The organism is Streptomyces albicerus, assembly GCF_008905045.1.
Lineage (GTDB): Bacteria > Actinomycetota > Actinomycetes > Streptomycetales > Streptomycetaceae > Streptomyces > Streptomyces albicerus.
In genome coordinates this window covers 73,506-100,260 of sequence record NZ_VWMY01000012.1, presented here as the reverse complement: position 1 = coordinate 100,260, position 26,755 = coordinate 73,506, and the positions used below count along the sequence as shown (strand labels likewise).

Here is a 26,755-nt window from a genome sequence, read left to right as displayed (position 1 = left end):
GGCGGTCTGACGGTGTCGCCGTGCACGAGCACGGGCGGCCGCTCCTGGGTCCAGGAGCGGCCGCCCGGTCACCGGCCTGTGCCGGAGCTGGCTCGTCGTCTGCGCGAAGTGTCAGTGCTCTTCGTCGTTGGCGCTTGCCGGGGCGGACGTCAGCCGCTCCGTCTCGTCCTGTATCTCAGCGGCGATCTTCTTGAGTTCCGGCTCGAACTTGCGCCCATGGTGGGCACAGAAGAGCAGTTCACCACCGCTGAGGAGGACGACGCGCAGATATGCCTGGGCGCCGCAACGGTCGCAGCGGTCAGCGGCCGTCAGCGGGCTCGCGGGGGTCAGAACAGTAGTCACGTCGCCTCTTCTCTAGCTCGACGAGCTGTCGTACCAGGGTCAACATCCAACCAGGCCGAAAACGTTCCCGCTCGTGGCTCTTCCTCGAAAAAAATCTTTCCGAGTCGGCTGTCTGCTGCCGGTTGGCGGCGAATGAGCCGTATTGCGTGTCTTTGTGTCTTACGGGTTCGCGCTCTGTCAGGTTCAGTCCTCCCGGCTGGGTTGCCGGTTGTTCATGAGGACGTGCCCGGAGCCTAAATGGTTCATGCCTGGAAGGGAACGTGATATGTACTTCACTCAATCGAGGGATCGAACATGCATGCGACTCTGGACTAGTCTGACTTCAGACGAGGGTGGCGGTACAACGGCTCTACCAGGCCTCGGTACCCTCGGAGCGGCGAACCAAGCCGCGCCCTTACCCAAAAGGGCCCCACCTGAAATTCAGCGAGGAGCGAACCGCGTGACCGCCGAGACGTCCGTGCCGTCCACAGCGCTGCTGACCGGAGCAGACCGGGACGGTTCCAACTACACCGCGCGGCACCTGCTTGTCCTCGAGGGGCTCGAGGCCGTGCGGAAGCGCCCCGGCATGTACATCGGATCGACCGACAGCCGCGGTCTGATGCACTGCCTCTGGGAGATCATCGACAACTCCGTGGACGAGGCCCTCGGAGGCTACTGCGACCACATCGACGTGACCCTGCACGACGACGGCTCGGTCGAGGTGCGGGACAACGGCCGGGGCATCCCGGTCGACGTCGAGCCCAAGACCGGTCTCTCCGGCATCGAGGTCGTGATGACCAAGCTGCACGCCGGAGGCAAGTTCGGCGGCGGCTCGTACGCGGCCTCCGGCGGTCTGCACGGCGTGGGTGCCTCCGTGGTGAACGCGCTCTCGGCCCGCCTGGACGTCGAGGTGGACCGGGGAGGCCACACCCACGCGGTGAGCTTCCGGCGGGGCACTCCCGGAGCCTTCAAGGGGGCCGGCTCCGACGCCGCGTTCGACGCGTCGAGCGGGCTGCGCAAGCTCAAGAGGATCCCCAAGACACGCACCGGCACGCGCGTGCGCTACTGGGCCGACCGCCAGATCTTCCTCAAGGACGCCAAGCTCTCCCTGGAGAACCTGCACCAGCGCGCCCGGCAGACCGCCTTCCTCGTACCGGGCCTGACCATCGTCGTCCGCGACGAGTTCGGGCTCGGCGAGGACGGGAGCAAGGGCGAGGAGTCCTTCCGCTTCGACGGCGGAATCAGCGAGTTCTGCGAGTACCTGGCCACTGACAAGCCGGTCTGTGACGTGCTCCGCTTCTCCGGACAGGGCAGCTTCAAGGAGACGGTGCCGGTCCTCGACGACCACGGTCAGATGACCCCCACCGAAGTCACCCGTGAGCTGGGCGTCGACGTCGCGATGCGTTGGGGCACGGGCTATGACACGACCCTCCGGTCGTTCGTGAACATCATCGCCACGCCCAAGGGCGGCACGCATGTCGCGGGCTTCGAGCAGGCCATCACCAAGACGGTCAACGAAGTGCTGCGCACCAAGAAGCTGCTGCGCGTCGCCGAGGACGACGTCGTCAAGGACGACGCCCTGGAGGGCCTCACCGCCGTCGTCACCGTGCGCCTCGCGGAGCCCCAGTTCGAGGGCCAGACCAAGGAGGTGCTCGGCACCTCGGCTGCCCGCCGCATCGTGACGAACGTGGTCTCCAAGGAGCTCAAGGCGTTCCTGACCTCCACGAAGCGGGACGCGGCCGCGCAGGCTCGCGTCGTCCTCGAGAAGGCCGTGTCCGCCGCCCGTACGCGGATCGCCGCCCGCCAGCACAAGGACGCGCAGCGCCGGAAGACGGCCCTGGAGTCCTCCTCGCTGCCCGCCAAGCTCGCCGACTGCCGCAGCGACGACGTGGAGCGCAGCGAGCTGTTCATCGTGGAGGGTGACTCCGCGCTCGGCACCGCCAAGCTCGCCCGGAACTCCGAGTTCCAGGCCCTGCTGCCGATCCGCGGCAAGATCCTCAACGTTCAGAAGGCGTCCGTGACGGACATGCTCAAGAACGCCGAGTGCGGTGCGATCATCCAGGTCATAGGAGCGGGGTCGGGCCGGACCTTCGACATCGACGCGGCCCGGTACGGCAAGATCATCATGATGACCGACGCCGACGTTGACGGCTCCCACATCCGGACCCTGCTTCTGACGCTGTTCCAGCGCTATATGCGGCCCATGGTCGAGGCCGGCCGGGTGTTCGCGGCGGTGCCGCCGCTGCACCGGGTCGAGCTGAGCCAGCCGAAGAAGGGCCAGGACAAGTACATCTACACGTACTCGGACCGCGAGCTGCGGGACACCCTGCTCGAGCTCCAGCGGAAGAACGTGCGGCACAAGGACTCGATCCAGCGCTACAAGGGCCTCGGCGAGATGGACGCCGACCAGCTGGCCGAGACGACCATGGATCCGCGCCACCGCACCCTGCGCCGGATCAACATCTCCGACCTGGAAGCCTCTGAGCAGGTGTTCGACCTGCTGATGGGCAACGACGTCGCCCCGCGCAAGGAGTTCATCTCCAGCTCCGCGGCGACGCTGGACCGCTCGCGCATCGACGCGTAGGCGACTCCGAGGGCCCCTCGGAGTCGCGGCGGGGTCTCTTCCCCTCCGGCGGGGTGCCTTCCCCTCCGGCGAGGTCCCGTCCCCTCGGGGTCCTGTCGGGGCAAGGAGACGCCCGGGAGAGCGTCTCCACCCCTGGGTGGAGACGCGGCACCTCCCGGGGGTCCACCCATGATCCCCCCTGGCTCCGATCCGCCGGCCGTACGGCCGGCGGCCGGCGGTCGAACTCGCTCCGGACGTGGTGCTCGCCAAGACAGGGCTCAAAGGCCGTGCGCAGACGGTCCGTTACGCCTTTGGGAAGGGACTGGTGCGGCCACCCCGGGGGTGAGTCACCTGATGGGGTGAAGAGCGTGGAGAGAAGAGTCAGGGATCTTCCCGTTCTGTCCATCCTTGGGCACGCGGCCGAAACGGGCAGCGGGCAAGGAGAGTTCGGTGGAGAAGTACGACGGTCCCGACTCCGGAAATGTCCGGTTCGACGACCCCTGGTACGACGCGCTCGCCTCCGGCTGGGGCGAGTTGGACGGTACGGGCGAGCCCGCTCCCGCCGTACTCCCCGCGCGCGGGGAGCACGAGGACCGGACCGCCCGCGCGGCCGACGTCTATCTGGAGGTGCAGCACAGCGCGGCCTTCCAGGAGGTGCGCAGCCGGTACCGGCGGTTCGTGGTCCCGGCTGTCGCCGTCTTCTTCACCTGGTATGTGGGCTATGTGGTGACGGCGACGACGGCTCCGGACTTCATGGCGCGGCCCGTCGCCGGTGCGGTGAACGTGGCGATGCTCGCGGGGCTGGGTCAGTTCCTGACGACGTTTCTGTTCACCTGGGCGTACGCGCGGCACGCACGGCTGCGCAGAGACCGGGCCGCGCTCGATCTGCGCTGGGACACAGAGGAGTTGACGCGCAGCGTCGCAGGTGGTGAGCGGTGACGGGGAACCATCAGACGCTGGCGCTGCTGCTGTTCAGCGTGTTCGTCGCGGTCACGCTCGCGATCACGACCTGGGTGAGCCGCCATCGGCACGGTTCGGCGGAGGAGTTCTACGCGGGCGGACGGCTTTTCTCGCCCATGGAGAATGGGTTTGCCATCGCGGGCGACTACATGTCCGCGGCCTCCTTCCTCGGTATTTCGGGGCTGATCGCGCTCTTCGGCTATGACGGGCTGCTGTACTCGGTGGGCTTCCTTGTGGCCTGGCTCGTCGTGCTGTTCCTGGTCGCCGAACTGGTGCGCAACTGTGGACGGTTCACGCTGGCCGACGTCGTCGCGGCCCGGATGAGCGAGCGGCCGGTGCGGATCGCGGCGGGAACGTCCTCGGTGACCGTGTCCGTTCTGTATCTGGTGGCGCAGATGGTGGGGGCGGGCAGCCTGGTCGCGCTGCTGCTGGGAGGTACGAGCGAGGCGGCGCGGGCCTGGACGGTCATCGGGGTCGGGGCGCTGATGGTCGTCTATGTGTCGTTCGGAGGGATGCGGGCCACCACGTGGATCCAGATCGTCAAGGCGGTCCTGCTGATGTGCGGGGCGATCGCGCTGACCGCGCTCGTCCTGGTGCGGTTCCACGGGGACTTCGACCAGTTGCTGCGTACGGCGGCGGAGCGGAGCGGGCACGGGGACTCGTTCCTGGCGCCGGGCCTGAAGTACGGCGGGGACTGGACCGCGCGCCTCGACTTCATCAGCCTGGGTCTCGCGCTGGTGCTCGGTACGGCCGGGCTGCCGCACATCCTGTCGCGCTTCTACACCGTGCCGACCGCACGGGCCGCGCGTCGCTCGGTCGTCTGGTCGATCGGTCTGATCGGTGGGTTCTACCTGATGACGATCGTGCTGGGGTTCGGGGCGGCGGCGATCGTCGGTCCTGATGCCGTGCGCGGGTCGAACGCGGCCGGGAACACGGCGGTTCCGCTGCTGGCACTCGATCTGGGCGGTGGCGCGGCTTCCACTGGAGGAACGGTTCTGTTCGCGATCGTCGCCGCGATCGCCTTCGCCACGATCCTCGCGGTGGTCGCCGGGATCACACTCGCCTCCTCGGCGTCCGTGGCCCACGACCTGTACGCGTCGCTGCGGCGCCGACGCGCGAAGCCGCGCAGCGAGGTGGCCGTGGCACGGACCGCCGCGGTCGGTATCGGCGTCGTCGCCATCGCGCTCGGCCTGCTCGCGCGCGACCTCAATGTGGCGTTCCTCGTGGGACTTGCCTTCGCCGTCGCCGCGTCGGCGAATCTGCCGGTGCTGCTGTACTCGCTGTTCTGGCGGAACTTCACGACGCGCGGCGCGGTGTGGTCCGTGTACGGGGGCCTCGTGCCCGCCCTGGTGCTCGTGGTGCTGTCGCCCGTGGTGTCGGGCAGTCCCGCATCGCTGTTCCCAGGGGTCGACTTCCAGTACTTCCCGTTGGAGAACCCGGGCTTGGTGTCGATCCCGCTGGGCTTCCTCGCGGGCTGGCTCGGCACGCTCACCTCGGCGGAGCCGCCGAACGAGGCCAAGCACGCGGAGACCGAAGTGCGGGCCCTGACGGGGGCGGGGGCGGTGTGAGGGGGCTCGAGAACGCTCCGGCCCTCGGCGTCTCTTGGGGCGCCCCGTATGCGTACGGCCAAGTCCCCTCACATGCGTACGGCCAAGTCCCCTCACATCACGGCGTCACCCACGCATAGCGGTGCTCCGGGCGTCCCGTGTCCCCGTACTTGAGTGAGAGGCGGAGGCGGCCGGCCTGTTCCAGATGACGCAGGTAGCGCTGGGCGGTGGAGCGGCTGAGGCCTGTCTCGGCGGCGACCTCGTGGGCCGAGAGAGGGTGGTCGGCCTGGTGGAGTACCGCGCAGATCAGGTCCGTGGTCGGTTCCGAGTGGCCGCTGGGCAGGCCGGGGGAGGCAGGGGTGGGTGTCGTGCGCAGGGCGCCGAAGATGCGGTCGACCTGTTCCTGACCCGCAACGCCCCGACCACCGACCCGCTCGACGGTGCGGCGCAGCGCGGCGTACGAGTCGAGCCGGGCGCGCAGCGCGGCGAAGGTGAACGGCTTGACCAGGTAGTGCAGGGCGCCCAGGCGCATCGCGGCCTGCACGGTCTCCACGTCACCGGCCGCGGTGATCATGATGACGTCGGCGCCGTGGCCGTTTCTGCGCATCTCCTGGACGAGTTCGAGGCCCGTCCGGTCAGGCAGATAGTGGTCGAGGAGGAGCAGGTCGACGGGCTCGCGGGCCACCGCGGCCAGCGCCTGGGCAGCGTTGTGCGCGCGGGCCGCCACCCGGAAGCCGGGGACTTTTCCCACGTACTTGGCGTTGATCTCGGCGACGCGGAAGTCGTCGTCCACGACGAGGACGTCAATCATCGGGCCTCTCTTCCCGAGCCCGGGCGAGCGGTGAGCCCGTGCTGTCGGCTCCAGTGTTGTAGCGCGAGCAAAACGAGCACAACACCCTTCTGCAAGCAGAAGAACCCCTTGCGCTCACAAGACTGATGCTGCGGCACACGACCCGTCTACGGTCCCGGGCATGAACGCGGACACCGGCCCCGCCATCGCACTGCGAGGCGTGAGCAAGGTCTTCAGAACCCCGTCGGGGGACCGCACACGGTTGTCAGCGGGCTCGATCAGGACGCCACCTTCCCCTGGCGTGGACAAGGGCGCGGGCTGAGCCCCTCCTACGACTGAACTCCCCTGACAGCCGTATGGAGGTGGGCGCGGTCGACTCCCCCGCACTCCGGCCGTGTCCTCAGGCGCGGGTCGCCCAGACGTAACGGTGCTCCGGGCGGCCCGCGTCGCCGTACTTCAGGGTCAGCGTGGCCCGTCCTGTGCGCTCCAGGAGTTTCAGATAGCGCTGGGCGGTCTGGCGGCTGAGGCCGGTCCGGTCGGCGATCTCCTGGGCCGACAGAGGGCCTTCCGCGGTCACCAGCGCCCGGCGTACGGCCTCCGCCGTGGTGGGGGAGTGCCCTTTGGGCAGATCGGGCTCGGAGCCCGCGGAGAGGGCGCCGAAGATCCGGTCGACCTCGGACTGTTCGGCCTCGCCGCCGCCGTCGAGGGTGCGCCGCAGCTGCGCGTACGCCTCCAGCTTGGCGCGCAGCCCGGCGAAGGCGAACGGCTTCACCAGGTACTGGAGCGCGCCTTGCCGCATCGCCGCTTGGACCGTGGAGATGTCACGGGCCGCGGTCACCATGATCACGTCGGTCTGGTGGCCGCGCCGGCGCATCTCCTGGACGACCGCGAGGCCCGTCTCGTCCGGCAGATAGTGGTCGAGAAGCACCAGGTCCAGCTGCGGCAGCGCCTCCACCTGCCGCAGCGCCTCCGCCGCGGAGTGCGCTTCACCCGCGACATGGAAGCCCGCGACCTTCTCCACGTAGGCGGCGTTGACCCGAGCGACCCGGGTGTCGTCGTCCACGACCAGTACCTCGATCATCTCGACTCCTCCTTGCTGGTCGTGGCGGCGCTCTCCAGCACGAGACCGGGCCCCGGCTCCGGCGCGAGGCCCGGTTCCGTCAGTGCCTCCGGCAGCACGATGGTGAACTCCGCGCCTCCGCCGTCCGCCTCCGCGACCCGTGCGCTGCCGCCCTGTCGTTCGGCGAGCCTGCGCACCAGGGAGAGGCCGATCCCGCGCTTGCCGTGGGCCGGGGGCTTCTTCGTGGACCAACCGTCCGTGAAGATCAACTCGCGCTGTTCGGCGGGGATGCCCGGCCCGGTGTCCTGCACTCTGAGCACGGCGGTACGCCCTTCGGCGCGCAATTCGACCTCCACGCGCGCGTGGAGGGTGCCCGCGACGGCGTCGAGCGCGTTGTCGACGAGGTTCCCGACGATCGTGACCAGCCCGCGGGGGTCGATCAACCGGTCCGGGAACAGCGTCCTGTCGGAGATCCACAGGGCCACGCCACGCTCCGCCGCGACGGTGGCCTTGCCCACCAGCAGGGCGGCGAGCAGCGGATCGTGGATCTTCTCGGTGACCTGTTCCGCGGTGGCCCGGTGGTCCCCGACCACCTCGCCGACGAACTCCACGGCGTCGTCGTACATCTCCAGTTCCAGCAGTCCGAGCAGCGTGTGCATGCGATTGGCGTGCTCGTGGTCCTGGGCGCGCAATGCGTCGATCAGACCGCGGGTGGAGTCGAGTTCGCGGCCCAGCTGCTCCAGTTCGGTGCGGTCGCGCAGCGTGGCGACGGCGCCGCCGTCATCCGTGGGCATGCGGTTGGCGACCAGGACACGCTGGCCGCGGACGGTGAGCAGATCGGTACCGGTGACACGTCCGGCCAGCACATCGGTCGTACGACCCTCTCCGAGGGCTGCGTCGAGGGGCTGTCCGACGACCTCGTTGCTGAGTCCCAGGAGACGCTGGGCCTCGTCGTTGAGGAGCCGGATCCTGCCTTCGTGGTCCAGCGCGACGACGCCCTCCCTGATGCCGTGCAGCATCGCCTCGCGCTCCGCGAGGAGCCCGGCGATGTCCGAGAAAGCGAGGTCACGCGTCTGCCGCTGCACCCGCCTCGAGATCAGGTAGGCGGCCAGTGCGCCGACGGCCATGGCCCCGCCCGCGTACGCGAAGAGCCCGGGGATCGCGTGGATGAGGCGGGCGCGCACGCTGTCGTACTCGATGCCGACCGAGACCGCGCCGACGATGTCGCCGTCGGCGTCGCGCAACGGCACCTTGCCGCGGGCCGAGCGGCCCAGCGTGCCGCTGTCGATCTCCATGACCTCCCGGCCGGCCAGGGCCTGCCTCGGGTCGGTCGAGACATGCCCGCCGACCTCGGCGGGGTTGGTGTGCGACCAGCGCACGCCGCGCGTGTTCATCACCACGACGTACTCGGCCCCGCTGGCCTTGCGGATCCGCTCCGCCTCGGCCTGCACGGGCCCGTCGGCCGAGGGGGCCGTCGATGTCAGCTCCTCGGCGAGGCGCGGCTGCGCGGCCGTGGTCTGCGCGATCGCGAGGGCGCGGCGCATCGCCTGGTCGTCCAGCTGGTCGCTGAGCGGAGCGAGGAACAGACCGGTCGCGAGTACGGCGACTCCGGCGGCGATCGCCACCTGCATCAGCAGCACCTGCGAGAACATCCGCTTCGGCATACCGAGGCGGCGTCGTCGTGCAGGGGGAGTGGGGCTCATGCCTAAGACGGTACGGGGAGGGGCGCGCCGTGCCGTAGGAGGTGTGGCGTGGATCTCGTTCGGGAGTCGTGGTCAGTGGGCTGTGGCGCTCACGACGGCCGTGCGGGACAGCTCGCGCACCGCCGTCACGTCCATCCGGGCCGGGGAGCCGAGAGCTGAGCCGCAGCTTTCCGGGCGGGGTGGCAGCGCGGCGCCCTGGGCGACCGTGACGAGCCAGAGGCGGCCGTCGGTGTGGGCGACCGTCACCTCCCAGAGGGGCGCCTCGCCGGCCGTGCGGACGACGCTCAGTACGTCGGCGGCGTTCTCGTCCGCCGCCGTGCGCACCGCCAGCTCGGCGGCCTGCCCGGGACGCTCCCACGCGGAGCTCCCACGGCACCCTTCTGTGATGACACGCCCTTCCCGTACGCCCTGGAGGACCTCCTTGACGGCATGGGCCTCGGCGCGCCCGTACGCGTAGCCGTACGGCAGCACGAGGAGGGTGGGGGAGAAACGATGGCCCCCCAAGTGCGTGACCTCCCACGCGCCGCCCACTCCGGAGGCCGCGAGTTCGGCGGCGAGGGGGCGGCCGAGGAGGGCGCAGCAGCGGTCGCGCTTGCCGTTGGTGCAGACGAGGGCGAGCGGATCGCCGGTGTGCGGGCGGCCCGCGAGGGTGGTGTCGAAGGTGTCCGGCAGGCCCCTGCCGAGCTCGGCGAAGTCAAGGTTGAGCAGTTGCTCGGGGTCCGACGTGATGGCGTCGTGGAGCCATACGTTTCCCGGAGTGGTGTGAGCCGCATACACCTGGCGCTCGGCAACCGTGTGGCAGTCGGCGTGACGCCCTGGGCGGCGGATCAGTGCGATGCGTACGCCGGTGCCCTCGGCGGCCTGCTCCAGCGCGCGGCCCAGCGCGGGGTCCAGGTGGCTCGATGTCAGCGCTTTGGTACCCCACGGGCCGGGCTGCTCCAGCAGCAGCCACGTCCTCGCCGTGGCGGCGGTCCCCGCGAGGGGTTCCTCCAGGTCCCGGGAGACCTTCGCGCACGTACTCACAGAGGTGAGCCTAACCTGACTTGACGGCAGGCGACTTCCGGGACTGGTGGTGTCACTGCTCCGGGAGTGGCTGAGGTGGTCGTTCGCCTACGTAGTGCCCGCTCGGGCGCATGCGCAGCGGGGCCTCGTCGTACTCCTCCAGGGTGTGGGCGATCCAGCCGGCGGTGCGGGCCACGGCGAAGATCGTCTCGCCCGCCGAGGCGTGCATGCCGGACGCGGCCGTGAGGACGGCGAGGGCCAGGTCGACGTTGGCGTGCAGGGGTACGTGGCGGGCGGTGGTGGCCACGATGTCGCGGGCCGCGGCCAGGGCGGGCGCGGCGCCGGGAACGTCCTCCAGGAGGGCGAGCAGCACGCGCGCGCGTGGGTCCTCGCCCGGATAGAGGCGGTGGCCGAGACCCGGAACGCGGCGCCCGGCACGCAGTTCGTCCTCGACCACGGGGGCCGCCGCGCCGCGGTCCAGGACTTCGAGGAGCATCCGGTGTGCCAGGCCACTTGCCGCTCCGTGCAGGGGGCCCTCCAGGACGCCGAGGCCCGCCGAGACGGCGGCGTACGCGTGGGCGCGGGCCGAGGCGGCGACCCGGACCGCGAGCGTCGACGCGGCCAGGTCGTGGTCGACGAGCAGCGCGAGTGCCGTGTCCAGGGCGCGCAGGGACGCCTCGTCGGCTTCGCGGCCGCTGAGCCGGGCCCACAGTCGGTGTGCCAACGGGCCCCCGTCCTGGTGGTCGTGCCTCTTGGGCGGCAGGGCGGCGACGAGCGTGGGGATCAGGGTGCGGGCCGTGCCGAGCACGGCCTCCTCGGAGAGGTCGAACCGCAGCGGGTCCGCGGTCGCCGCGGCGATGGCCGCCACGCGGAGCCGGTCGGTCGGGCCCGCGTGCTCGGGCAGCGCGTCGACGGCGCGGCGTGCGACGGCGACGGATGCCTCGGGAGCCGTGAATGTGACACCGGGACGCAGCACGCCCGTCCACAGCCACTCGGCGACCTCTTCGTAGGAGTGGCGCGCGGCCAGCTCGGTCGCGTCGACGCCCCGGAAGTAGTAGCGGTCCTTGTCGATCAACGTGATCCGGGTGCGGACGGAGAGCCTGCCCGAGGCCGGTGAACTCTCGGCCCGTTCACGCCTGTTGCGGCGAGCGAGCGCCTCCACCTCCTTGGCGTCGAAGGTGCTGCCCCGGCCGCTCGGGCTGCGTCGGCTGCTGAGCTGGCCGCGGCTCACGTAGGCGTACACCGTCTCGGGCTTCACCCCGAGCAGTCCGGCGGCTTCCTTGGTGCTGATCCGGCGCCCTTCGTGCGCGGCAGCCGGTTCTTGATCCCTCATAAGCGACACCGTATCTGTGCAGTCGAGTATTGACTCAATCAATATTGACAAGGATTGAGTCAAGCATGGACAGTCGAATCAAGTCCAGGGAGGAAAGCATGTCGATCAACCGGGCCGCGACCGCCTCTGTCGACGTACCGCGAGGACTCGCGGGCGTCGTCGTCACCGACACCGAAGTGGGTGATGTCAGAGGGCTCGAGGGGTTTTATCACTACCGCCAGTACTCGGCCGTCGAACTCGCGCAGACCCGCGGCTTCGAGGACGTATGGCATCTGCTCGTACACGGTGAACTGCCGGACGCGGCGCAGCGTGCCGCGTTCGTCGAGCGGACGGCGGGGCTGCGGCGGCTGCCGGACGAGGTGTGGGCGGCGCTGCCCGCCATTGCCGCGGCGAGCGGAGCTTCCGGACCGCTCGCCGGCATGCGCACGGCGTTGTCGCTGCTCGGTGCGGCGAAGGGGTTCCGGCCAGTGTACGACATCGACACGGACCAGCGGCGCCGGGACACCCTCGTGGCGGCCGCGGCCGTACCGACGCTCCTCACCGCGCTGCACCGGCTGGGCAAGGGACTTGATCCGGTGGAGCCGCGCGAGGATCTCTCGTACGCGGCGAACTACCTCTACATGTTGACGGGTTCGGAGCCGGAACCGCACCGGGCCCGGGCGGTCGAGCAATACTTGATCTCAACCATTGATCATGGCTTCAACGCATCAACATTCACGGCGCGGGTCATCACCTCGACCGGGGCGGACGTGGCAGCGTGCCTCGTAGGGGCGGTGGGGGCGCTGTCCGGACCGCTGCACGGCGGTGCGCCCAGCCGGGCGCTGGACACCCTCGACGCGATCGGCACCCCCGAGCGCATCGACTCCTGGATCCGCGAGCGCGTGCTTGCCGGTGACCGCATCATGGGCTTCGGCCATGCGATCTACCGCACGGAGGATCCCCGTTCCCGGATGCTGCGCGAGGTCGCCCAGGGGTTCGGCGGCCCGCGCGTCGACTTCGCCGTCGAGGTCGAGCGCCAAGTCGAGGCGATTCTCGCCGAGTTGAAGCCGGGCCGGGAGCTGCACACCAACGTCGAGTTCTACGCCGGTGTGGTCATGGAACTGTGCGGCCTGCCCCGCGAGATGTTCACGCCGACCTTCGCCGCTGCCCGAGTGGTGGGCTGGAGCGCCAACATCCTGGAGCAGGCGGTGGACTCGAAGATCATCCGTCCGGTGGCGCGATATGTGGGGCCGGCAGCGCCGGCGGCGGTGCCCGGCGCGGCTTGAGCTCAAGTGGTTCTGCGCCGACGATTCCGGCGCAGAACCACTGCGTCACGCGGCCGGCTACGCGTCCGGGATGTCCGTCTTGGCGCGGATCAGAGTCTCCCGGGTGACCACGACGATGCGTTCATGGTCTGCGCGGGATGCGTCCGCGGGCAGTGCGGGATCCAGCGCTGCGGTGGCGTCCGTGCCGATCACGGCGAAGCTGCCGTCGCTGAGTTCGAAGATGTCGGGGCAGGTCTGTCCCGATGCGCTGCCTCGCGCAAGGGGAGAGTCGCCGATCCGCCGTACGATTGTCACCATCTGTCTCAAGCCTTTCGTGCTGTGACCTTGAGGTCATGGCGCTGCCCGCCCCGAGGCGCCCTGCCGCGAAGGCTGCAGGGCACGCTGGGGCATGGACGGGCAAACGAACACAGGCTGACTGCGGTAGCGGGGCGCGCAGCGAATGATCCCTGTCGGCTATGCGTCAGGAATGTCAGCCTTGGCGTGAATGAGGGTCTCGCGGGTGACCACGACGATGCGTTCGTAGTCGGCTCTGGACGCGTCTGCGGGGAGTTCGGCGTCGAGCTCGTCGGTGATGTCCGTGCCGATGACAGCGAACCTTCCGTCGGACAGCTCGAAGATATCGGGGCAATTGGCACCAGTTGCACTCCCCCGCGCGCTCGGAGGGGTACCAATCCGACGGATGATCTGGCTCACTGTTCTGGCATTCCTTTGGGTCTCGAGGCTGGGTGCGCACTGGTGCTGCGCGGCGCGATGCGGCCCGGTAGGGCCGCGGCCTCGACAACCGGGCGGCAAGGACTTCGGTTCGGCGGGGATCGACCCGTTTCGCAAGATGCGCAGTAGTCAACCTTGTTGGCACCTGGGGAAACGCGGCGGTTTATTGGTTTGTTACCGCCCAACCGTGTGATGTGCCCAGGAGTGTGGCTCGCGAGGACGGCACTTCACGGCCGAAGGGCGCGAACCGGGCGGCTCTACTCGCTCGGCGGCTCTCCGACCACCCACCACTCGTCGATGTCCGCTTCCTCCAACTGGACGAGGAGGTCGTCAACCATGCGTCCCAGTTGGGCTTCGTCGGAGGTTCCGATCAGCGTTGCCCGGTGCGGAAGGGTGGCGTTCCAGTACTCACGGAAGATGGGGATCTGGAGCATGCTCCGAGCGAAGCCGAAGAACTCCTCGCGGGTCATGTTGCCCATGCGGTAGTAGCAGAGGGCGTTGGTGTACAGGGCGTTGGCGAAGAGGAACTGCCGTTGCTTCCTCGGCGGAACGGTCCCGTTGTAGGCGTCCAGCACCTCGGCCAGGTCCGGATCGTCCATGGCCTTGCTCAGCAGTTCCCAGTGCAGGCGCTGCTGATGGGCGAAGTTGGTCTGGCGCTGCTTCTGGGCGGCCTGCTCCAGCAGTTCGATCCGCGCGCGCAGTTCCATGAGCGTGGGCCGTTGTACGGCCAGGGCGGCGGCGCCTGCCGCTAGGACCGCCCCTGCCGAGGCGACAGCCCTCAGCCTCCGAAGCCCAAAGTTCCGTGTGGCCATGTCAACCCCCGAATCAGGCGACCGTCCGCCGGTCGTCGGTGCGGGTCGACAGGGAGCGGACCGGCGAGCGGTTGGCGGCGCGCTTGCCGTCTCCCAGGGTGCCGAGCGGCTCTGATCGGCAGGGAGGCGGAGAGGAGGCGCACGGAGGGATGTGTGGGTTGCGTTTACCGGCGCCTTGCCCAACGTGTGCCCCGCGAGCGCCGCTAACAATCGTTCACTTCGCGGTGATTCGACCCACTCGTATCCTGGGGCGGCATTCATTGGTCGTACGGGCGCCGATTCCCGAACCGGCGCACGCTTCGGTGTGAGAGGACGCGCGTTGAGCAGGCAGCAGGAACCGAGTGCGCAGCAGATCCCGATTCCCCGCCCGGTCTCCCCTCCGACGCAGATCCCGGTCGTGGTCCTGGCCGGCTTCCTCGGCTCCGGCAAGACCACCCTGCTCAACCACCTCCTCCACCGCAGTGGAGGCAGCCGTATCGGGGCCATCGTCAATGACTTCGGGTCGATCGAGATCGACGCGATGGCGGTCGCCGGCGCCCTCGGCGACTCCACCGTCGCGCTCGGGAACGGGTGCCTGTGCTGCGCCGTGGACGCCGCCGAACTCGATGTCTACCTCGACAGGCTCGCCCAGCCCTCCACCCGTATCGACGTCATCGTCATCGAGGCGAGCGGTCTCGCCGAGCCGCAGGAGCTGGTGAAGATGCTCCTCGCCAGCGCGAACCCGCGCATCGTCTACGGCGGGCTCGTGGAGGTCGTCGACGCCGCCGAGTTCGACGCCACCCGCGAGAAGCATCCCGAGATCGACCGGCACCTCGCCATCGCCGATCTCGTCGTCGTCAACAAGGCGGACCGGGCGGCGGACCCCGACCGTGTGATCCGACTCGTCCGGACGCTCACCGACCGCGCCGCCGTCGTGCCCGCCTCGTACGGGCGGATCGACCCCGAGTTCCTCTTCGACTGCAGGCCGACGGAGGAGCGTATAGGGCAGCTATCCTTCGATGACCTGCATACGGACCTGCCCACGCAGGATGACCTCCACGCGCACGAGGAGGGCGACGGGCACGATCACCGCGGCCATCTGCACTCCGCCTACGAGTCCGTCGCCTTCACCTCCGAAGTGCCCCTCAGCCCCCGGCGGTTGATGGACTTCCTCGACAGCAGGCCCGAGGGTCTCTACCGCATCAAGGGGTACGTCGACTTCGGCGCGGCCGACCCCCGCAACCGGTACGCCGTGCACGCCGTGGGCCGGTTCCTGCGCTTCTATCCGGAGCCCTGGGCTCCGGGCGAGCGCCTCACCCAGCTCGTCCTCATCGGCTCCGGCATCGACGCCCTTGCCCTCGGCAAGGAACTGGAGGCGTGCAAGGAGGACGCCTCACACGCCGATGAGCACAGCATGTGGAGCGTCCTCCGCTACGTGCAGGAGCAGGAGCAGGACCCGGACGCTCAGGAGCCGGGGGACCGGAACCCGGATCTCCACGCCTGAGCCGACCGGGCCTTACGCCTAAGCAGGGCCCGCCACCACCGAAACCGTCTTCGCCAGCGAGACTCCCGAGCCGTCGCGCCGCGGGTCCGGCTCCGGCAGCTCCGCCGGCGTCCCGTCCTTCTGCGCGGCCCGGGCCGGAGCGGGACCGGCCCACGCCAGGCTCAGGCAGTCCTCGCCCTTCAGGAACCGCTGGCAGCGCACACCGCCCGTGGCGCGGCCCTTGCGCGGGTACTGGTCGAAGGGGGTCAGCTTTGCGGTCGTCTGGACCGAGTCGTCGAGTGTGCCGCGTGATCCCGCCACAGTGAAGACGACCGCGTCCACAGCCGGGTCGATCGCCGTGAAGGAGATCACCTTGGCGCCGTCCGTGAGCTTGATGCCCGCCACGCCGCCGGCGGGCCGGCCCTGCGGGCGGACCTGAGAGGCCTGGAAGCGCAGCAGTTGGGCGTCGTCCGTGACGAAGACCAGGTCCTCCTCGCCGGTGCGCAGCTCGGCCGCGCCGACGATCCGGTCGCCGTCCTTGAGCGTGATGACCTCCAGCTCCTCCTTGTTGGAGGGATAGTCGGGGACCACACGCTTGACGACACCCTGCTGGGTGCCGAGCGCAAGACCCGGCGACGACTCGTCGAGCGTCGTCAAGCAGATGACGTCCTCGTCACCCTCCAGGGTCAGGAACTCCGAAATCGGCGCGCCCCCGGAGAGGTTGGGGGCCGTCGCGGTCTCGGGCAGCTGCGGCAGATCGATGACGTTGATCCGCAGCAGCCGTCCTGCGGACGTGACCACGCCGATCTCGCCCTGTGCCGTCGCCGGGACGGCGGAGACGATCAGGTCGTGCTTGGCGCGCTTGCCGGCGCTCTCCCCGAAGGGGTCACCGTTCGCCGTACGCGCGAGCAGTCCCGTCGATGACAGGAGCACCCGGCACGGGTCGTCGGCCACCTGCAGCGGCACGGTCGCGGCGGCGGAACCCGCGGACTCCAGCAGCACCGTGCGCCGCTCGGTGCCGAACTTCTTGGCCACCGCGGCCAGTTCGCCCGACACCAGCTTGCGCAGCTCGGAGTCCGACTCCAGGATGCGGGTCAGCTCGTCGATCTCGCCGTTGAGCCGGTCGCGCTCCGTCTCCAGCTCGATGCGGTCGAACTTGGTGAGCCGGCGCAGCGGCGTGTCCAGGATGTACTGCGTCTGGACCTCACTCAGCGAGAAGTGCTCGATCAGGCGCTGCTTCGCCTGCGCGGAGTTCTCGCTGGAGCGGATGAGGCGGATGACCTCGTCGATGTCCAGCAGGGCGACCAGCAGGCCCTCGACCAGGTGCAGCCGGTCGCGCTTCTTGGTGCGGCGGAACTCACTGCGGCGGCGCACGACCTCGAAGCGGTGGTCGAGGTACACCTCCAGGAGTTCCTTGAGGCCGAGCGTGAGGGGCTGGCCGTCCACCAGCGCCACGTTGTTGATGCCGAAGGACTCCTCCATCGGCGTCAGCTTGTAGAGCTGCTCCAGGACGGCCTCCGGCACGAAGCCGTTCTTGACCTCGATGACCAGGCGCAGGCCGTGCGCACGGTCGGTGAGGTCCTTGACGTCCGCGATGCCCTGCAGCTTCTTGGCGCCGACCAGGTCCTTGATCTTGGCGATCACCTTCTCCGGGCCGACGGTGAAGGGCAGTTCGGTGACGACGAGGCCCTTGCGGCGCGCCGTCACGTTCTCCACGGAGACCGTCGCGCGGATCTTGAAGGTGCCGCGGCCCGTCTCGTACGCGTCCCTGATCCCGGAGAGGCCGACGATGCGGCCGCCGGTGGGCAGGTCGGGCCCCGGGACGTGCTTCATGAGCGTCTCGAGGTCGGCGCCGGGGTGGCGGATCAGGTGCCGGGCGGCGGCGATGACCTCGCCGAGGTTGTGCGGCGCCATGTTCGTCGCCATGCCGACCGCGATGCCCGACGCGCCGTTGACCAGGAGGTTCGGGTAGGCCGCCGGGAGGACGCCCGGCTCCTGCTCCTGGCCGTCGTAGTTGGGTGTGAAGTCGACCGTGTTCTCGTCGATCGACTCCGTCATCAGGGACGTCGCGTCGGCCATCCGGCACTCGGTGTACCGCATGGCGGCCGGCGGGTCGTCGTTGCCCAGCGAGCCGAAGTTGCCGTGGCCGTCGACCAGGGGCAGGCGCATGGAGAACGGCTGGGCCAGGCGCACCAGGGCGTCGTAGATCGACGAGTCGCCGTGGGGGTGGAGCTTACCCATGACCTCGCCGACGACACGGGCGCACTTCACATAGCCACGATCGGGGCGCAGCCCCATCTCGTTCATCTGGTAGACGATGCGGCGGTGCACGGGCTTGAGGCCGTCGCGGGCGTCCGGCAGGGCTCGGGAGTAGATGACCGAGTACGCGTACTCGAGGAAGGAGCCCTGCATCTCGTCGACGACGTCAATGTCGAGGATGCGCTCCTCGAAGTCGTCGGGCGGCGGGGTCTTCGTGCTGCGGCGGGCCATCGCTGCTGCGGCTCCTTCACAGTCTCTGCCTGGGCATGAACGGGTTCTGACGGGCTCCATTGTGGACCGGCCCACTGACAACGCGGACCACGGCCCATGAGTACGGCCCTTGGAAGCCACGTGGCCGGCCGTCCGCACAGGCCTCGCAGGCCACGTGCCCGGTCCGTCCGCGCCGGCTCCGGAGAGCGCTTGCCTGCTCGCTCTGGGCGTACGCGACGCGGGAACTTCGCCAGCTGTCCGCGCGCTTGCATACAGTGGCATGACTAGCAGGAATTCCGCAGTTTTCCGCGATCGAAGGGACGTACATGCCCATGGGTCACACGGCCACAGCTGAGGCCGGTTCCGGCGGCCTGACAGCGACCGAGCACCGCCTGGCCAACGGCCTGCGTGTGGTGCTCTCCGAGGATCACCTGACCCCGGTCGCGGCGGTGTGCCTCTGGTACGACGTCGGCTCGCGCCACGAGGTCAAGGGCCGTACCGGACTTGCCCACCTCTTCGAGCACCTGATGTTCCAGGGCTCGGGCCAGGTGAAGGGCAATGGCCACTTCGAACTGGTGCAGGGCGCGGGCGGTTCGCTCAACGGCACGACCAGTTTTGAGAGGACCAACTACTTCGAGACCATGCCCACGCACCAGCTGGAGCTCGCCCTCTGGCTGGAGGCCGACCGCATGGGCTCACTGCTCGCCGCGCTCGACGACGAGTCCATGGAGAACCAGCGGGACGTCGTCAAGAACGAGCGCCGTCAGCGCTACGACAACGTCCCCTACGGCACCGCTTTCGAGAAGCTGACCGGCCTCGCCTACCCGGAGGGCCACCCCTACCACCACACCCCGATCGGGTCGATGGCGGATCTGGACGCGGCCACCCTGGAGGACGCGCGCGCCTTCTTCCGCACCTACTACGCGCCCAACAACGCCGTGCTCTCCGTGGTCGGCGACATCGACCCGGAGCAGACGCTCGCCTGGGTGGAGAAGTACTTCGGCTCGATCGCGGGCCATGACGGCAAGCCCGCCCCGCGCGACGGCGCGTTGCCGGAGATCATCGGCGAGCAGCTGCGCGAGGTCGTCGAGGAGGAGGTCCCGGCCCGCGCGCTGATGGCCGCCTACCGGCTGCCGGAGGACGGCACGCGCGCGTGCGACGCGGCGGACCTGGCCCTGACGGTCCTCGGCGGCGGTGAGTCGTCCCGGCTCTACAACCGGCTCGTACGCCGTGACCGCACGGCCGTGGCCGCCGGGTTCGGCCTGCTGCGCCTCGCGGGAGCGCCCTCCCTGGGGTGGCTCGACGTGAAGACGTCCGGCGACGTCGAGGTTCCGGTGATCGAGGCCGCTGTCGACGAGGAGCTCGCCCGGTTCGCCGAGGAGGGCCCCACGGCCGAGGAAATGGAGCGCGCCCAGGCCCAGTTGGAGCGCGAGTGGCTGGACCGCCTCGGCACGGTCGCCGGCCGCGCCGACGAACTGTGCCGGTACGCCGTCCTGTTCGGCGACCCGCAGCTCGCCCTGACCGCCGTCCAGCGCGTCCTCGAGGTCACGGCCGCGGAGGTCCAGGAGGTCGCCAAGGCCCGCCTGCGCCCCGACAACCGCGCGGTGCTGGTCTACGAGCCGGTCGCCGCCGAAGAGACCGATGCTGACGCCGCTGAAGGCACCGACGAGGAGGCGGCCAAGTGACCGAGCTCGCCACGATGGACTTCCACCCGCAGCCCCAGCCCGGCGAGGCCAGGCCCTGGGCCTTCCCGGCACCCGAGCGCGGCGCGCTCGACAACGGCCTGACGGTGCTGCGCTGCCACCGGCCCGGCCAGCAGGTCGTCGCCGTCGAGATCCTCCTGGCCGCCCCGCTGGAGGCCGAGCCGCAGGGCCTGGACGGCATCGCCACGATCATGGCGCGCGCCTTCTCCGAAGGCACCGACAAGCACTCCGCCGAGGAGTTCGCCGCCGAGCTGGAGCGCTGCGGCGCCACTCTCGACGCGCACGCCGACCACCCCGGCGTACGGCTCAGCCTCGAAGTCCCCGTCTCCCGGCTCCCCAAGGCGCTCGGTCTGCTCGCCGACGCCCTCAGGGCACCCGCGTTCGAGGACAGCGAGGTCGAGCGGCTGGTGCGCAACCGGCTCGACGAGATCCCGCACGAGACCGCCAACCCGGCCCGCCGCGCCGCCAAGGAGCTCTCCAAGGAGCTCTTCCCGGCGACCTCGCGCATGTCGCGCCCGCGTCAGGGCACCGAGGAGACGGTCGCCGCGATCGACTCTGCGGCTGTACGCGCCTTCTACGAGAAGCACGTACGCCCCGCCACCGGGACCGCCGTCGTCGTCGGCGACCTCACCGGTGTCGACCTCGACGCGCTGCTCGGGGACACACTCGGCACCTGGACCGGCTCGGCGGCCGAGGCCCGCCCCGTGCCGCCGGTGACCGCCGACGACACCGGCCGCGTGGTCATCGTCGACCGCCCCGGAGCGGTCCAGACGCAGCTGCTCATCGGCCGCGTCGGCGCCGACCGGCACGACCGTGTGTGGCCCGCCCAGGTGCTCGGCACGTACTGCCTCGGCGGCACCCTCACCTCCCGCCTGGACCGCGTCCTGCGTGAGGAAAAGGGCTACACCTACGGTGTGCGGGCGTTCGGCCAGGTGCTGCGCTCCGCACCGGACGGCACGGGCGCCGCGATGCTCGCCATCAGCGGCTCCGTGGACACCCCGAACACCGGCCCGGCGCTCGACGACCTCTGGAAGGTGCTGCGCACCCTCGCGGCAGAGGGCCTGACGGACGCCGAGCGCGACGTCGCCGTGCAGAACCTGGTGGGTGTGGCGCCCCTCAAGTTCGAGACCGCGGCCGCCGTCGCGAGCACGCTCGCCGACCAGGTCGAGCAGCACCTGCCGGACGACTACCAGTCGACGCTGTACCAGCAACTCGCCGCGACCGGCACGGTGGAGGCCACCGCGGCCGCCGTGAGCGCCTTCCCGATGGACCGGCTGGTGACCGTCCTCGTGGGGGACGCCGCGCAGATCGAGGCGCCGGTGAGGGCCCTCGGAATCGGCGAAGTCAGCGTCGTATCAGCGGAGTAGACACCGAGCAGACACCGAGGAGAAGCAGGCGACCCGCTGGGGCCCAGGCGACTGAAGAGTCACCTGGGCCCCCGTTTGTCCGTATTGATAGGGAGGTTGCCTGTCTGCCCTGTGGCATGCGCTACAAAAGCCTTGATCCGTTTGTTGATTGAAAGACGGCCCGCTTAGCGTCGGTCCGGCTGTTCGTCAGGCAGTGCGCCGCGTCCGCGGCACCGGACAGTCATCGCCGAGTCCCCGTACGGCGCGAGCCAGGGGAGCCGGGGACCCATACGCAGTCCCTGGGGTGAATCGGACGCCCTTCCCGAAGGGGGTCCGTAGGAGACCTTCCTGCTCCGAACCCGTCAGCTAACCCGGTAGGCGAGAAGGAAGGAAAGGACCAGCCACTTCATGGCGTTCACCCGCGCCACCGGGAAGCACCGTCGTCCCAGCCGCATGAAGCGCACGACCAACAGGACCGTGGGCGTCGCCGCACTCGCCACCACCGGCGTCGTCGGCACCCTGGCCGCCCCGGGGTTCGCCGCCGAGAGCTCGGTCGAGCAGACCGGCCTCACCCAGACCATCACCATCGGCGACTCGGTCGCCGACCAGATCGGCGCGCAGGCCGCCGCCCAGCAGCAGGCCGCCGACGAGGCCGCCGCCCGCGAGAAGGCCGAGGCGGCCGCGAAGCAGCGTGCCGAGGAGGCCGCGGAGAAGGCCAAGAAGGAGCGCGAGGCCAAGGCCCGCGCCGCCCGTGAGGCCGAGCGCAAGCGCCTGCTGAACTCGTACACCGCGCCCATCGCCGGCTCGTACGTCTCCACCGGCTACAAGGCGGGCGGCGCCGTCTGGTCCTCCGGCAGCCACACCGGCATCGACTTCCACGCCGCGAGCGGCACCGCCGTGCACGCGGTGGGCGCCGGCATCGTCGTGGAAGCCGGCTGGGGCGGCGCGTACGGCAACGAGGTCGTCATCAAGATGAACGACGGCACGTACACGCAGTACGGGCACATGTCGTCCCTGGGAGTCTCGGTCGGCCAGACGGTCACCCCCGGCCAGCAGATAGGCCTCTCCGGAGCGACCGGCAACGTCACCGGCGCGCACCTGCACTTCGAGGCGCGGACGTCCGCGGAGTACGGCTCGGACATCGACCCCCTCTCGTACCTCCGCTCGCACGGCGTGAACGTCTGACGGCGGGCGACACCACTCCCGAAGGCCCCGGCTCACCGAGCCGGGGCCTTCGCGCGCCCCACCACTTCATGACCGCTTTCTCACCGGACGACTGCCTGTTCAGAAGCGTGGTGTGTCCAAAAAATATCCATGGATTCCGACCTGCCATCGGAATTTCCCGCTCTCTGCAATAGAGTCACCGAACAAGCGTCGATCGACCGCGTTTCGCGGGGATTAAGGCGGAGGTCCGGTCATGCGTATTCCCGCGCACTCGGTATGCACGGCGATCCGTGACGACATCGTCGCGGGTGTCTACGAGCGCGGCAGCCGGCTCACCGAAGAACTGCTCGCGCGCCGCTACGGCGTATCGAGGGTCCCCGTGCGCGAGGCCCTGCGCACCCTGGAGGCGGAGGGTTTCGTCCTCACCCGCCGGCACGCGGGCGCGTGCGTCGCGGAACCCACCGAGCAGGAGGCCGCCGACCTGCTGGAGATGCGCATGCTGCTGGAGCCGCTGGGCGCCGCGCGCGCCGCCCAGCGCCGCACCGAGGCGCACCTCAAGGTGCTGCGCGGCCTGGTCAGGCTGGGCCAGGAGCGGGCCAGGAGGGGCAACAGCGAGGATCTGCGCTCGCTCGGCGGCTGGTTCCACGAGACGCTCGCGCAGGCCTCCGGCAGCCCCGCGCTGACCTCGACGCTCGCCCAGCTGAGGCACAAGATCGCCTGGATGTATTCGGTCGAGGCGCCGGCCCATCCCGCGGAGTCCTGGACCGAGCACGGCGCCATCGTGGACGCCGTCGCGCGCGGCGACAGCGACCGGGCCAGGGCGATCACCGCGCTGCACACCGAGCGGGCGATGACGGCGCACCGGCTGCGCTTTCCCGGTGGCAGTGATCGGGTGGAACGTGTGAGGACTTCGCAACATCCCGTAAACACGCCGAGCCTGCGGCATTAACAGTGGCGCCGTATACAAAGAGATGTAATTCGCGGGGGATTATTTTTGCTGCCCATAATACGGAAAAGCAAAGGGCCCGCCTCATATGTGAGGCGAGCCCTTCGTCGTATGAGTGGGGGCGGAGTCTTTGGAGCGAAGAACACCCCCACCATCAATTGAGTAACCCCGACGGCGCGCAACCAGATCCGCGAGAGCGGCGCCGGCTCAGGCGCAAAGGGGTGCGTGCTCAGACCGTTTCGGGCAGCTCCTCCAGGCCCTCGGCGACCAGCTTCGCCAGGCGGTCGAGTGCGACGTCCGCCCCCTCGGCGTCGGAGGCCAGGACGATCTCCTCGCCGCCCTGGGCGCCCAGACCGAGGACCGCGAGCATGGAAGCGGCGTTGACGGGGTTGCCGTCGGCCTTGGCGATCGTCACGGGGACGCCGGAGGCCGTGGCCGCCCGGACGAAGATGGAGGCGGGACGGGCGTGAAGGCCCTCGGCCCAGCCGACGTTGACGCGGCGCTCAGCCATGTGATGCTGCCCTTCAGGTGTCTCACGGTTGTCTAGACCATTGTTCCATATCGTGAAGCGTGCCCCCGAGCGGGTGCGGGACCCGGACTCAAGGCGGCTTCGGCCCCCCAAGACTGCCTTGCGCCCTTGCCGGATGCGAGCCCGCCCTTGCCCGGCGCGAGCCCGCCTTCGCCGGACGCGAGCCCGTCATTGTCGGGACGCGCACCGGCCGTTGTCGGAGCCGAGCCGTACTCTGGGGGCCATGCAGACCTCGTCGGACCGGCACGAGTATCCCGCCCACTGGGAGGCCGATGTCGTGCTGCGCGACGGCGGCACCGCGCGCATCCGGCCCATCACGGCCGACGACGCCGACCGCCTGGTCAGCTTCTACGAGCAGGTGTCCGACGAGTCGAAGTACTACCGCTTCTTCGCGCCGTACCCGCGCCTGTCCGCCAAGGACGTCCACCGCTTCACGCACCACGACTTTGTGGACCGGGTGGGACTCGCGGCCACGGTCGGCGGCGAGTTCATCGCCACCGTACGCTACGACCGCATCGACGCCGAGGGGCTGTCCGCCTCAGCTCCGGCCGACGAGGCCGAGGTCGCCTTCCTCGTGCAGGACGCCCACCAGGGCCGCGGCGTGGCATCGGCCCTGCTCGAACACATCGCGGCCGTCGCCCGCGAGCGCGGCATCCGCCGGTTCGCCGCCGAGGTGCTACCCGCCAACAGCAAGATGATCAAGGTGTTCACCGACGCCGGGTACCAGCAGAAGCGCAGCTTCGAGGACGGTGTCGTACGCCTGGAGTTCGACCTGGAGCCCACCGACCGCTCGCTCGCCGTGCAGCGTGCGCGGGAGCAGAGGGCGGAGGGGCGGTCCGTGGCCCGGCTCCTCGCTCCCGGCTCGGTCGCCGTCATCGGCGCGGGTCGCGCGTCCGGGGGAGTGGGCCGCAGCATCCTGGAGAACCTCCGCGACGCGGGCTTCACCGGGCGCCTGTACGCGGTGAACGGGGCACTACAGGAGAAGGAGCTCGACGGGGTCCCGGCCCATCGCTCCATCCGCGACATCTCCGAGCCCGTCGACCTCGCCGTCGTCGCCGTCCCGGCCGAGCACGTGCCCGAAGTCGTCGCCGAGTGCGGTGAGCACGGGGTGCAGGGGCTCGTCGTGGTCTCCGCGGGGTACGCCGAGAGCGGTTCCGACGGCAGGGAGCGCCAGCGCGAGCTCGTGCGCCAGGCGCGTACGTACGGGATGCGCATCATCGGACCGAACGCCTTCGGAGTCATCAACACCTCCCCGGAGGTGCGGCTCAACGCCTCCCTCGCCCCGGAGATGCCGCGCGCCGGCCGGATCGGCCTGTTCGCGCAGTCCGGCGCCATCGGGATCGCCCTGCTGTCCCGGCTGCACCGGCGCGGCGGTGGGGTCACGGGCGTGACCGGCGTGTCGACGTTCATCTCCTCGGGCAACCGAGCGGACGTGTCCGGCAACGACGTCCTGCAGTACTGGTACGACGACCCGGACACCGACGTCGCGCTCATGTACCTCGAATCCATCGGGAACCCGCGGAAGTTCACCCGCCTCGCGCGGCGCACGGCGGCCGCGAAGCCGCTGGTCGTCGTGCAGGGCGCGCGGCACGGCGGGGCCGCGCCCCAGGGGCATGCGGTACGGGCCACACGGTTGCCGCACGCGACGGTGTCGGCGCTGCTGCGGCAGGCCGGGGTCATCCGGGTGGACACGATCACGGAGCTGGTCGACGCGGGGCTTCTGCTGGCACGGCAGCCGCTCCCGTCCGGGCCGCGGGTGGCGATTCTGGGGAACTCCGAGTCGCTGGGGCTGCTGACGTACGACGCGTGTCTCGCCGAGGGGCTGCGGCCGCTGCCGCCTCGGGATCTGACGACGGCCGCATCGGCCGAGGACTTCCGTGCCGCGTTGTCGCATGCGCTGGCCGACGACGGCTGTGACGCCGTCGTGGTCACCGCGATTCCGGCGGTGGGGGAGACGACGGCGGCGGCCGATGCCGCCCTGGCGGAGGCACTGCGCTCGGCCTCGGCGGCGGCTCCCACCAAGCCGGTTCTCGTGGTCCACGTCGAGCTGGGAGGGCTCGCGGAGGCGTTGTCCGCGGCCGCCAGCACCGCACCCCAGGTCGCTCCACCCGCACCCGGGATCCTGGGCAGCGCCCACCCGATCCGCCCGGCCGACCGCCCGGCCCCCGTACAGGCAGCCCCGGCCGACAGCGACTCCCGCCTCATCCCCGCCTACCCCGCCGCCGAGCGCGCCGTCCGCGCGCTCGGCGAAGCCGTGAAGTACGGCCAGTGGCGGCGCGAGGCCGCCGACCCCGCGCGCGTGCCCGAGTACGAGGACATCGACGAGAAGGGCGCCGCCGAGCAGATCGACCGGCTGCTGGGCGACGGTGACATGGGCGGGCTCACGCTCGGCCCCGACGACACCTGTGCCCTGTTCGGGCGGTACGGCATCGACGTACGCCGGGCCCTGCCCGCGCCGACGCCCGACGAGGCCGTCGCCGCGGCGGAGCGCCTCGGCTACCCTGTGGCGCTCAAGACCACCGCCCCCCACCTGCGCCACCGCGCCGACCTGGGCGGCGTACGGCTGGATCTGGCGGACGAGGAGCAACTGCGGCGGGCGTACGCCGAGTTGACGAGTCTCTTCGGGAAGCCCGAGGAGCTGCGCCCGGTGGTGCAGGGGATGGCGCCGCGCGGGGTCGACACGGTCGTACGCGCGGTCATCGACCCGGCGGCCGGAGCGGTGCTCTCGTTCGGGCTCGCCGGGGTCGCGTCGGAACTGCTCGGGGACACCGCGCACCGACTGATTCCGGTCACCGACCGGGACGCGGCCTCGCTGGTCCGGTCGATCCGGACCGCGCCGCTCCTCTTCGGCTGGCGGGGCTCGGCACCAGCGGACACGGCTGCCCTGGAGGAGCTGCTGCTGCGCCTGTCACGCCTTGTGGACGACCACCCGGAGGTCGTCTCCGTGTCCCTGGAGCCCGTCGTCGTCGCCCCGCGCGGGCTGAGCGTGCTCGGTGCCTCCGTGCGGCTCGCGCCCCCGCCCGCCCGCGACGACCTGGGTCCGCGCACACTTCCTGTGTACTGAGCGGT

The 26,755-nt window shown here is 70.2% G+C and carries 21 protein-coding genes, 1 pseudogene and 1 riboswitch; of the genes and pseudogenes, 11 read left to right on the top strand and 11 right to left on the bottom strand.

Going from position 1 to position 26,755, the window contains the following annotated elements; all coding sequences use genetic code 11:
* Window positions 1–111 precede the first annotated feature (111 nt).
* Window positions 112–342 carry a DUF7455 domain-containing protein gene (locus tag GAS53_RS12455; protein ID WP_151477575.1) on the bottom strand — a complete coding sequence of 77 codons (231 nt, stop codon included), beginning with the start codon at window positions 340–342 and terminating at the stop codon, window positions 112–114.
* A 439-nt stretch (window positions 343–781) separates the two neighbouring features.
* On the opposite strand from GAS53_RS12455, the gene GAS53_RS12450 reads away from it, so the two are divergent.
* The 4 genes and pseudogenes from GAS53_RS12450 (at window position 782) to GAS53_RS12435 (ending at window position 5,412) form a co-directional block, all read left to right on the top strand.
* The gene (locus GAS53_RS12450; RefSeq protein WP_151477574.1) at window positions 782–2,905 is read left to right on the top strand and encodes a DNA gyrase/topoisomerase IV subunit B; all 2,124 of its coding nucleotides are present in this window, start codon (window positions 782–784) and stop codon (window positions 2,903–2,905) included.
* Between the two features lie 238 nt (window positions 2,906–3,143).
* Window positions 3,144–3,230 (top strand): annotated as a pseudogene (locus GAS53_RS56220) (DNA-binding response regulator); the annotation flags it as partial.
* Between the two features lie 104 nt (window positions 3,231–3,334).
* A complete protein-coding gene (locus tag GAS53_RS12440; RefSeq protein WP_151477573.1) occupies window positions 3,335–3,823 on the top strand; it encodes a DUF485 domain-containing protein in 489 nt (162 codons plus the stop codon).
* On the top strand, window positions 3,820–5,412 hold the full coding sequence (locus GAS53_RS12435) for a solute symporter family protein (RefSeq protein WP_151477572.1): 1,593 nt from the start codon (window positions 3,820–3,822) through the stop codon (window positions 5,410–5,412). Before GAS53_RS12440 ends, GAS53_RS12435 begins: the two co-directional genes overlap by 4 nt.
* A gap of 97 nt (window positions 5,413–5,509) precedes the next feature.
* Here GAS53_RS12435 and GAS53_RS12430 read toward each other — a convergent pair whose 3' ends face one another.
* From GAS53_RS12430 to GAS53_RS12405, 5 genes are all read right to left on the bottom strand, one after another.
* Entirely contained in the window at window positions 5,510–6,202 is a 693-nt protein-coding gene (locus GAS53_RS12430; RefSeq protein WP_151477571.1) for a response regulator, read from the bottom strand.
* Between the two features lie 379 nt (window positions 6,203–6,581).
* A complete protein-coding gene (locus tag GAS53_RS12420; protein ID WP_151477570.1) occupies window positions 6,582–7,262 on the bottom strand; it encodes a response regulator in 681 nt (226 codons plus the stop codon).
* Window positions 7,259–8,944 (bottom strand): ATP-binding protein, encoded by a 1,686-nt coding sequence (locus tag GAS53_RS12415; RefSeq protein WP_151477569.1) that lies wholly within the window; start codon window positions 8,942–8,944, stop codon window positions 7,259–7,261. The genes GAS53_RS12420 and GAS53_RS12415 overlap by 4 nt, the downstream gene beginning before the upstream one ends.
* Window positions 8,945–9,016: 72 nt before the next feature.
* Window positions 9,017–9,967: a sucrase ferredoxin gene (locus tag GAS53_RS12410; protein ID WP_151477568.1), complete on the bottom strand. Its 951-nt coding sequence runs from the start codon at window positions 9,965–9,967 to the stop codon at window positions 9,017–9,019.
* 52 nt (window positions 9,968–10,019) lie between these two features.
* Window positions 10,020–11,279 carry a citrate synthase gene (locus tag GAS53_RS12405; RefSeq protein WP_151477567.1) on the bottom strand — a complete coding sequence of 420 codons (1,260 nt, stop codon included), beginning with the start codon at window positions 11,277–11,279 and terminating at the stop codon, window positions 10,020–10,022.
* A 98-nt stretch (window positions 11,280–11,377) separates the two neighbouring features.
* Here GAS53_RS12405 and GAS53_RS12400 point away from each other — a divergent pair, with 98 nt between their 5' ends.
* Entirely contained in the window at window positions 11,378–12,544 is a 1,167-nt protein-coding gene (locus tag GAS53_RS12400) for a citrate synthase/methylcitrate synthase (RefSeq protein ID WP_151477566.1), read from the top strand.
* 57 nt (window positions 12,545–12,601) lie between these two features.
* Here GAS53_RS12400 and GAS53_RS12395 read toward each other — a convergent pair whose 3' ends face one another.
* The 3 genes from GAS53_RS12395 to GAS53_RS12385 all read right to left on the bottom strand — a co-directional run bounded on the left by GAS53_RS12395 (window position 12,602) and on the right by GAS53_RS12385 (window position 14,067).
* Window positions 12,602–12,838: a hypothetical protein gene (locus GAS53_RS12395; RefSeq protein WP_151477655.1), complete on the bottom strand. Its 237-nt coding sequence runs from the start codon at window positions 12,836–12,838 to the stop codon at window positions 12,602–12,604.
* Between the two features lie 159 nt (window positions 12,839–12,997).
* A complete protein-coding gene (locus GAS53_RS12390) occupies window positions 12,998–13,237 on the bottom strand; it encodes a hypothetical protein (protein ID WP_225858884.1) in 240 nt (79 codons plus the stop codon).
* Window positions 13,238–13,512: 275 nt separating this feature from the next.
* Entirely contained in the window at window positions 13,513–14,067 is a 555-nt protein-coding gene (locus GAS53_RS12385) for a DUF6082 family protein (protein ID WP_151477565.1), read from the bottom strand.
* A gap of 319 nt (window positions 14,068–14,386) precedes the next feature.
* Between GAS53_RS12385 and GAS53_RS12380 the strand changes: the two genes are divergently transcribed.
* Window positions 14,387–15,550 carry a CobW family GTP-binding protein gene (locus tag GAS53_RS12380; RefSeq protein ID WP_404829208.1) on the top strand — a complete coding sequence of 388 codons (1,164 nt, stop codon included), beginning with the start codon at window positions 14,387–14,389 and terminating at the stop codon, window positions 15,548–15,550.
* 18 nt (window positions 15,551–15,568) lie between these two features.
* Here the strand turns inward: GAS53_RS12380 and GAS53_RS12375 are convergent, their stop codons facing one another.
* Window positions 15,569–18,019: a DNA gyrase/topoisomerase IV subunit A gene (locus GAS53_RS12375; protein ID WP_151477564.1), complete on the bottom strand. Its 2,451-nt coding sequence runs from the start codon at window positions 18,017–18,019 to the stop codon at window positions 15,569–15,571.
* A 305-nt stretch (window positions 18,020–18,324) separates the two neighbouring features.
* Between GAS53_RS12375 and GAS53_RS12370 the strand changes: the two genes are divergently transcribed.
* The 4 genes from GAS53_RS12370 to GAS53_RS12355 all read left to right on the top strand — a co-directional run bounded on the left by GAS53_RS12370 (window position 18,325) and on the right by GAS53_RS12355 (window position 23,160).
* A complete protein-coding gene (locus GAS53_RS12370; RefSeq protein WP_192583082.1) occupies window positions 18,325–19,683 on the top strand; it encodes a M16 family metallopeptidase in 1,359 nt (452 codons plus the stop codon).
* Window positions 19,680–21,068: a M16 family metallopeptidase gene (locus tag GAS53_RS12365; RefSeq protein ID WP_151477562.1), complete on the top strand. Its 1,389-nt coding sequence runs from the start codon at window positions 19,680–19,682 to the stop codon at window positions 21,066–21,068. Before GAS53_RS12370 ends, GAS53_RS12365 begins: the two co-directional genes overlap by 4 nt.
* A gap of 214 nt (window positions 21,069–21,282) precedes the next feature.
* Window positions 21,283–21,442, top strand: a riboswitch (cyclic di-AMP (ydaO/yuaA leader).
* Window positions 21,443–21,455: 13 nt separating this feature from the next.
* The gene (locus GAS53_RS12360) at window positions 21,456–22,232 is read left to right on the top strand and encodes a M23 family metallopeptidase (RefSeq protein ID WP_151477561.1); all 777 of its coding nucleotides are present in this window, start codon (window positions 21,456–21,458) and stop codon (window positions 22,230–22,232) included.
* A gap of 232 nt (window positions 22,233–22,464) precedes the next feature.
* Window positions 22,465–23,160, top strand: a complete 696-nt coding sequence (locus GAS53_RS12355; RefSeq protein ID WP_151477560.1) for a GntR family transcriptional regulator — start codon at window positions 22,465–22,467, stop codon at window positions 23,158–23,160.
* A gap of 226 nt (window positions 23,161–23,386) precedes the next feature.
* Here the strand turns inward: GAS53_RS12355 and GAS53_RS12350 are convergent, their stop codons facing one another.
* Window positions 23,387–23,668, bottom strand: a complete 282-nt coding sequence (locus GAS53_RS12350; protein WP_151477559.1) for an HPr family phosphocarrier protein — start codon at window positions 23,666–23,668, stop codon at window positions 23,387–23,389.
* A gap of 241 nt (window positions 23,669–23,909) precedes the next feature.
* On the opposite strand from GAS53_RS12350, the gene GAS53_RS12340 reads away from it, so the two are divergent.
* Entirely contained in the window at window positions 23,910–26,750 is a 2,841-nt protein-coding gene (locus tag GAS53_RS12340; protein WP_151477558.1) for a bifunctional acetate--CoA ligase family protein/GNAT family N-acetyltransferase, read from the top strand.
* The last annotated feature ends 5 nt before the right edge of the window (window positions 26,751–26,755 follow it).

Excerpts from the sequence above, each read along its gene's own strand:
- GAS53_RS12430 (WP_151477571.1), bottom strand. The coding sequence starts at position 6,202 with ATGATTGACGTCCTCGTCGTGGACGACGACTTCCGCGTCGCCGAGATC.
- GAS53_RS12420 (WP_151477570.1), bottom strand. The coding sequence starts at position 7,262 with ATGATCGAGGTACTGGTCGTGGACGACGACACCCGGGTCGCTCGGGTC.
- GAS53_RS12415 (WP_151477569.1), bottom strand. The coding sequence starts at position 8,944 with ATGAGCCCCACTCCCCCTGCACGACGACGCCGCCTCGGTATGCCGAAG.
- GAS53_RS12405 (WP_151477567.1), bottom strand. The coding sequence starts at position 11,279 with ATGAGGGATCAAGAACCGGCTGCCGCGCACGAAGGGCGCCGGATCAGC.
- GAS53_RS12400 (WP_151477566.1), top strand. The coding sequence starts at position 11,378 with ATGTCGATCAACCGGGCCGCGACCGCCTCTGTCGACGTACCGCGAGGA.
- GAS53_RS12385 (WP_151477565.1), bottom strand. The coding sequence starts at position 14,067 with ATGGCCACACGGAACTTTGGGCTTCGGAGGCTGAGGGCTGTCGCCTCG.
- GAS53_RS12375 (WP_151477564.1), bottom strand. The coding sequence starts at position 18,019 with ATGGCCCGCCGCAGCACGAAGACCCCGCCGCCCGACGACTTCGAGGAG.
- GAS53_RS12370 (WP_192583082.1), top strand. The coding sequence starts at position 18,325 with ATGCCCATGGGTCACACGGCCACAGCTGAGGCCGGTTCCGGCGGCCTG.
- GAS53_RS12360 (WP_151477561.1), top strand. The coding sequence starts at position 21,456 with ATGGCGTTCACCCGCGCCACCGGGAAGCACCGTCGTCCCAGCCGCATG.
- GAS53_RS12355 (WP_151477560.1), top strand. The coding sequence starts at position 22,465 with ATGCGTATTCCCGCGCACTCGGTATGCACGGCGATCCGTGACGACATC.
- GAS53_RS12350 (WP_151477559.1), bottom strand. The coding sequence starts at position 23,668 with ATGGCTGAGCGCCGCGTCAACGTCGGCTGGGCCGAGGGCCTTCACGCC.
- GAS53_RS12340 (WP_151477558.1), top strand. The coding sequence starts at position 23,910 with ATGCAGACCTCGTCGGACCGGCACGAGTATCCCGCCCACTGGGAGGCC.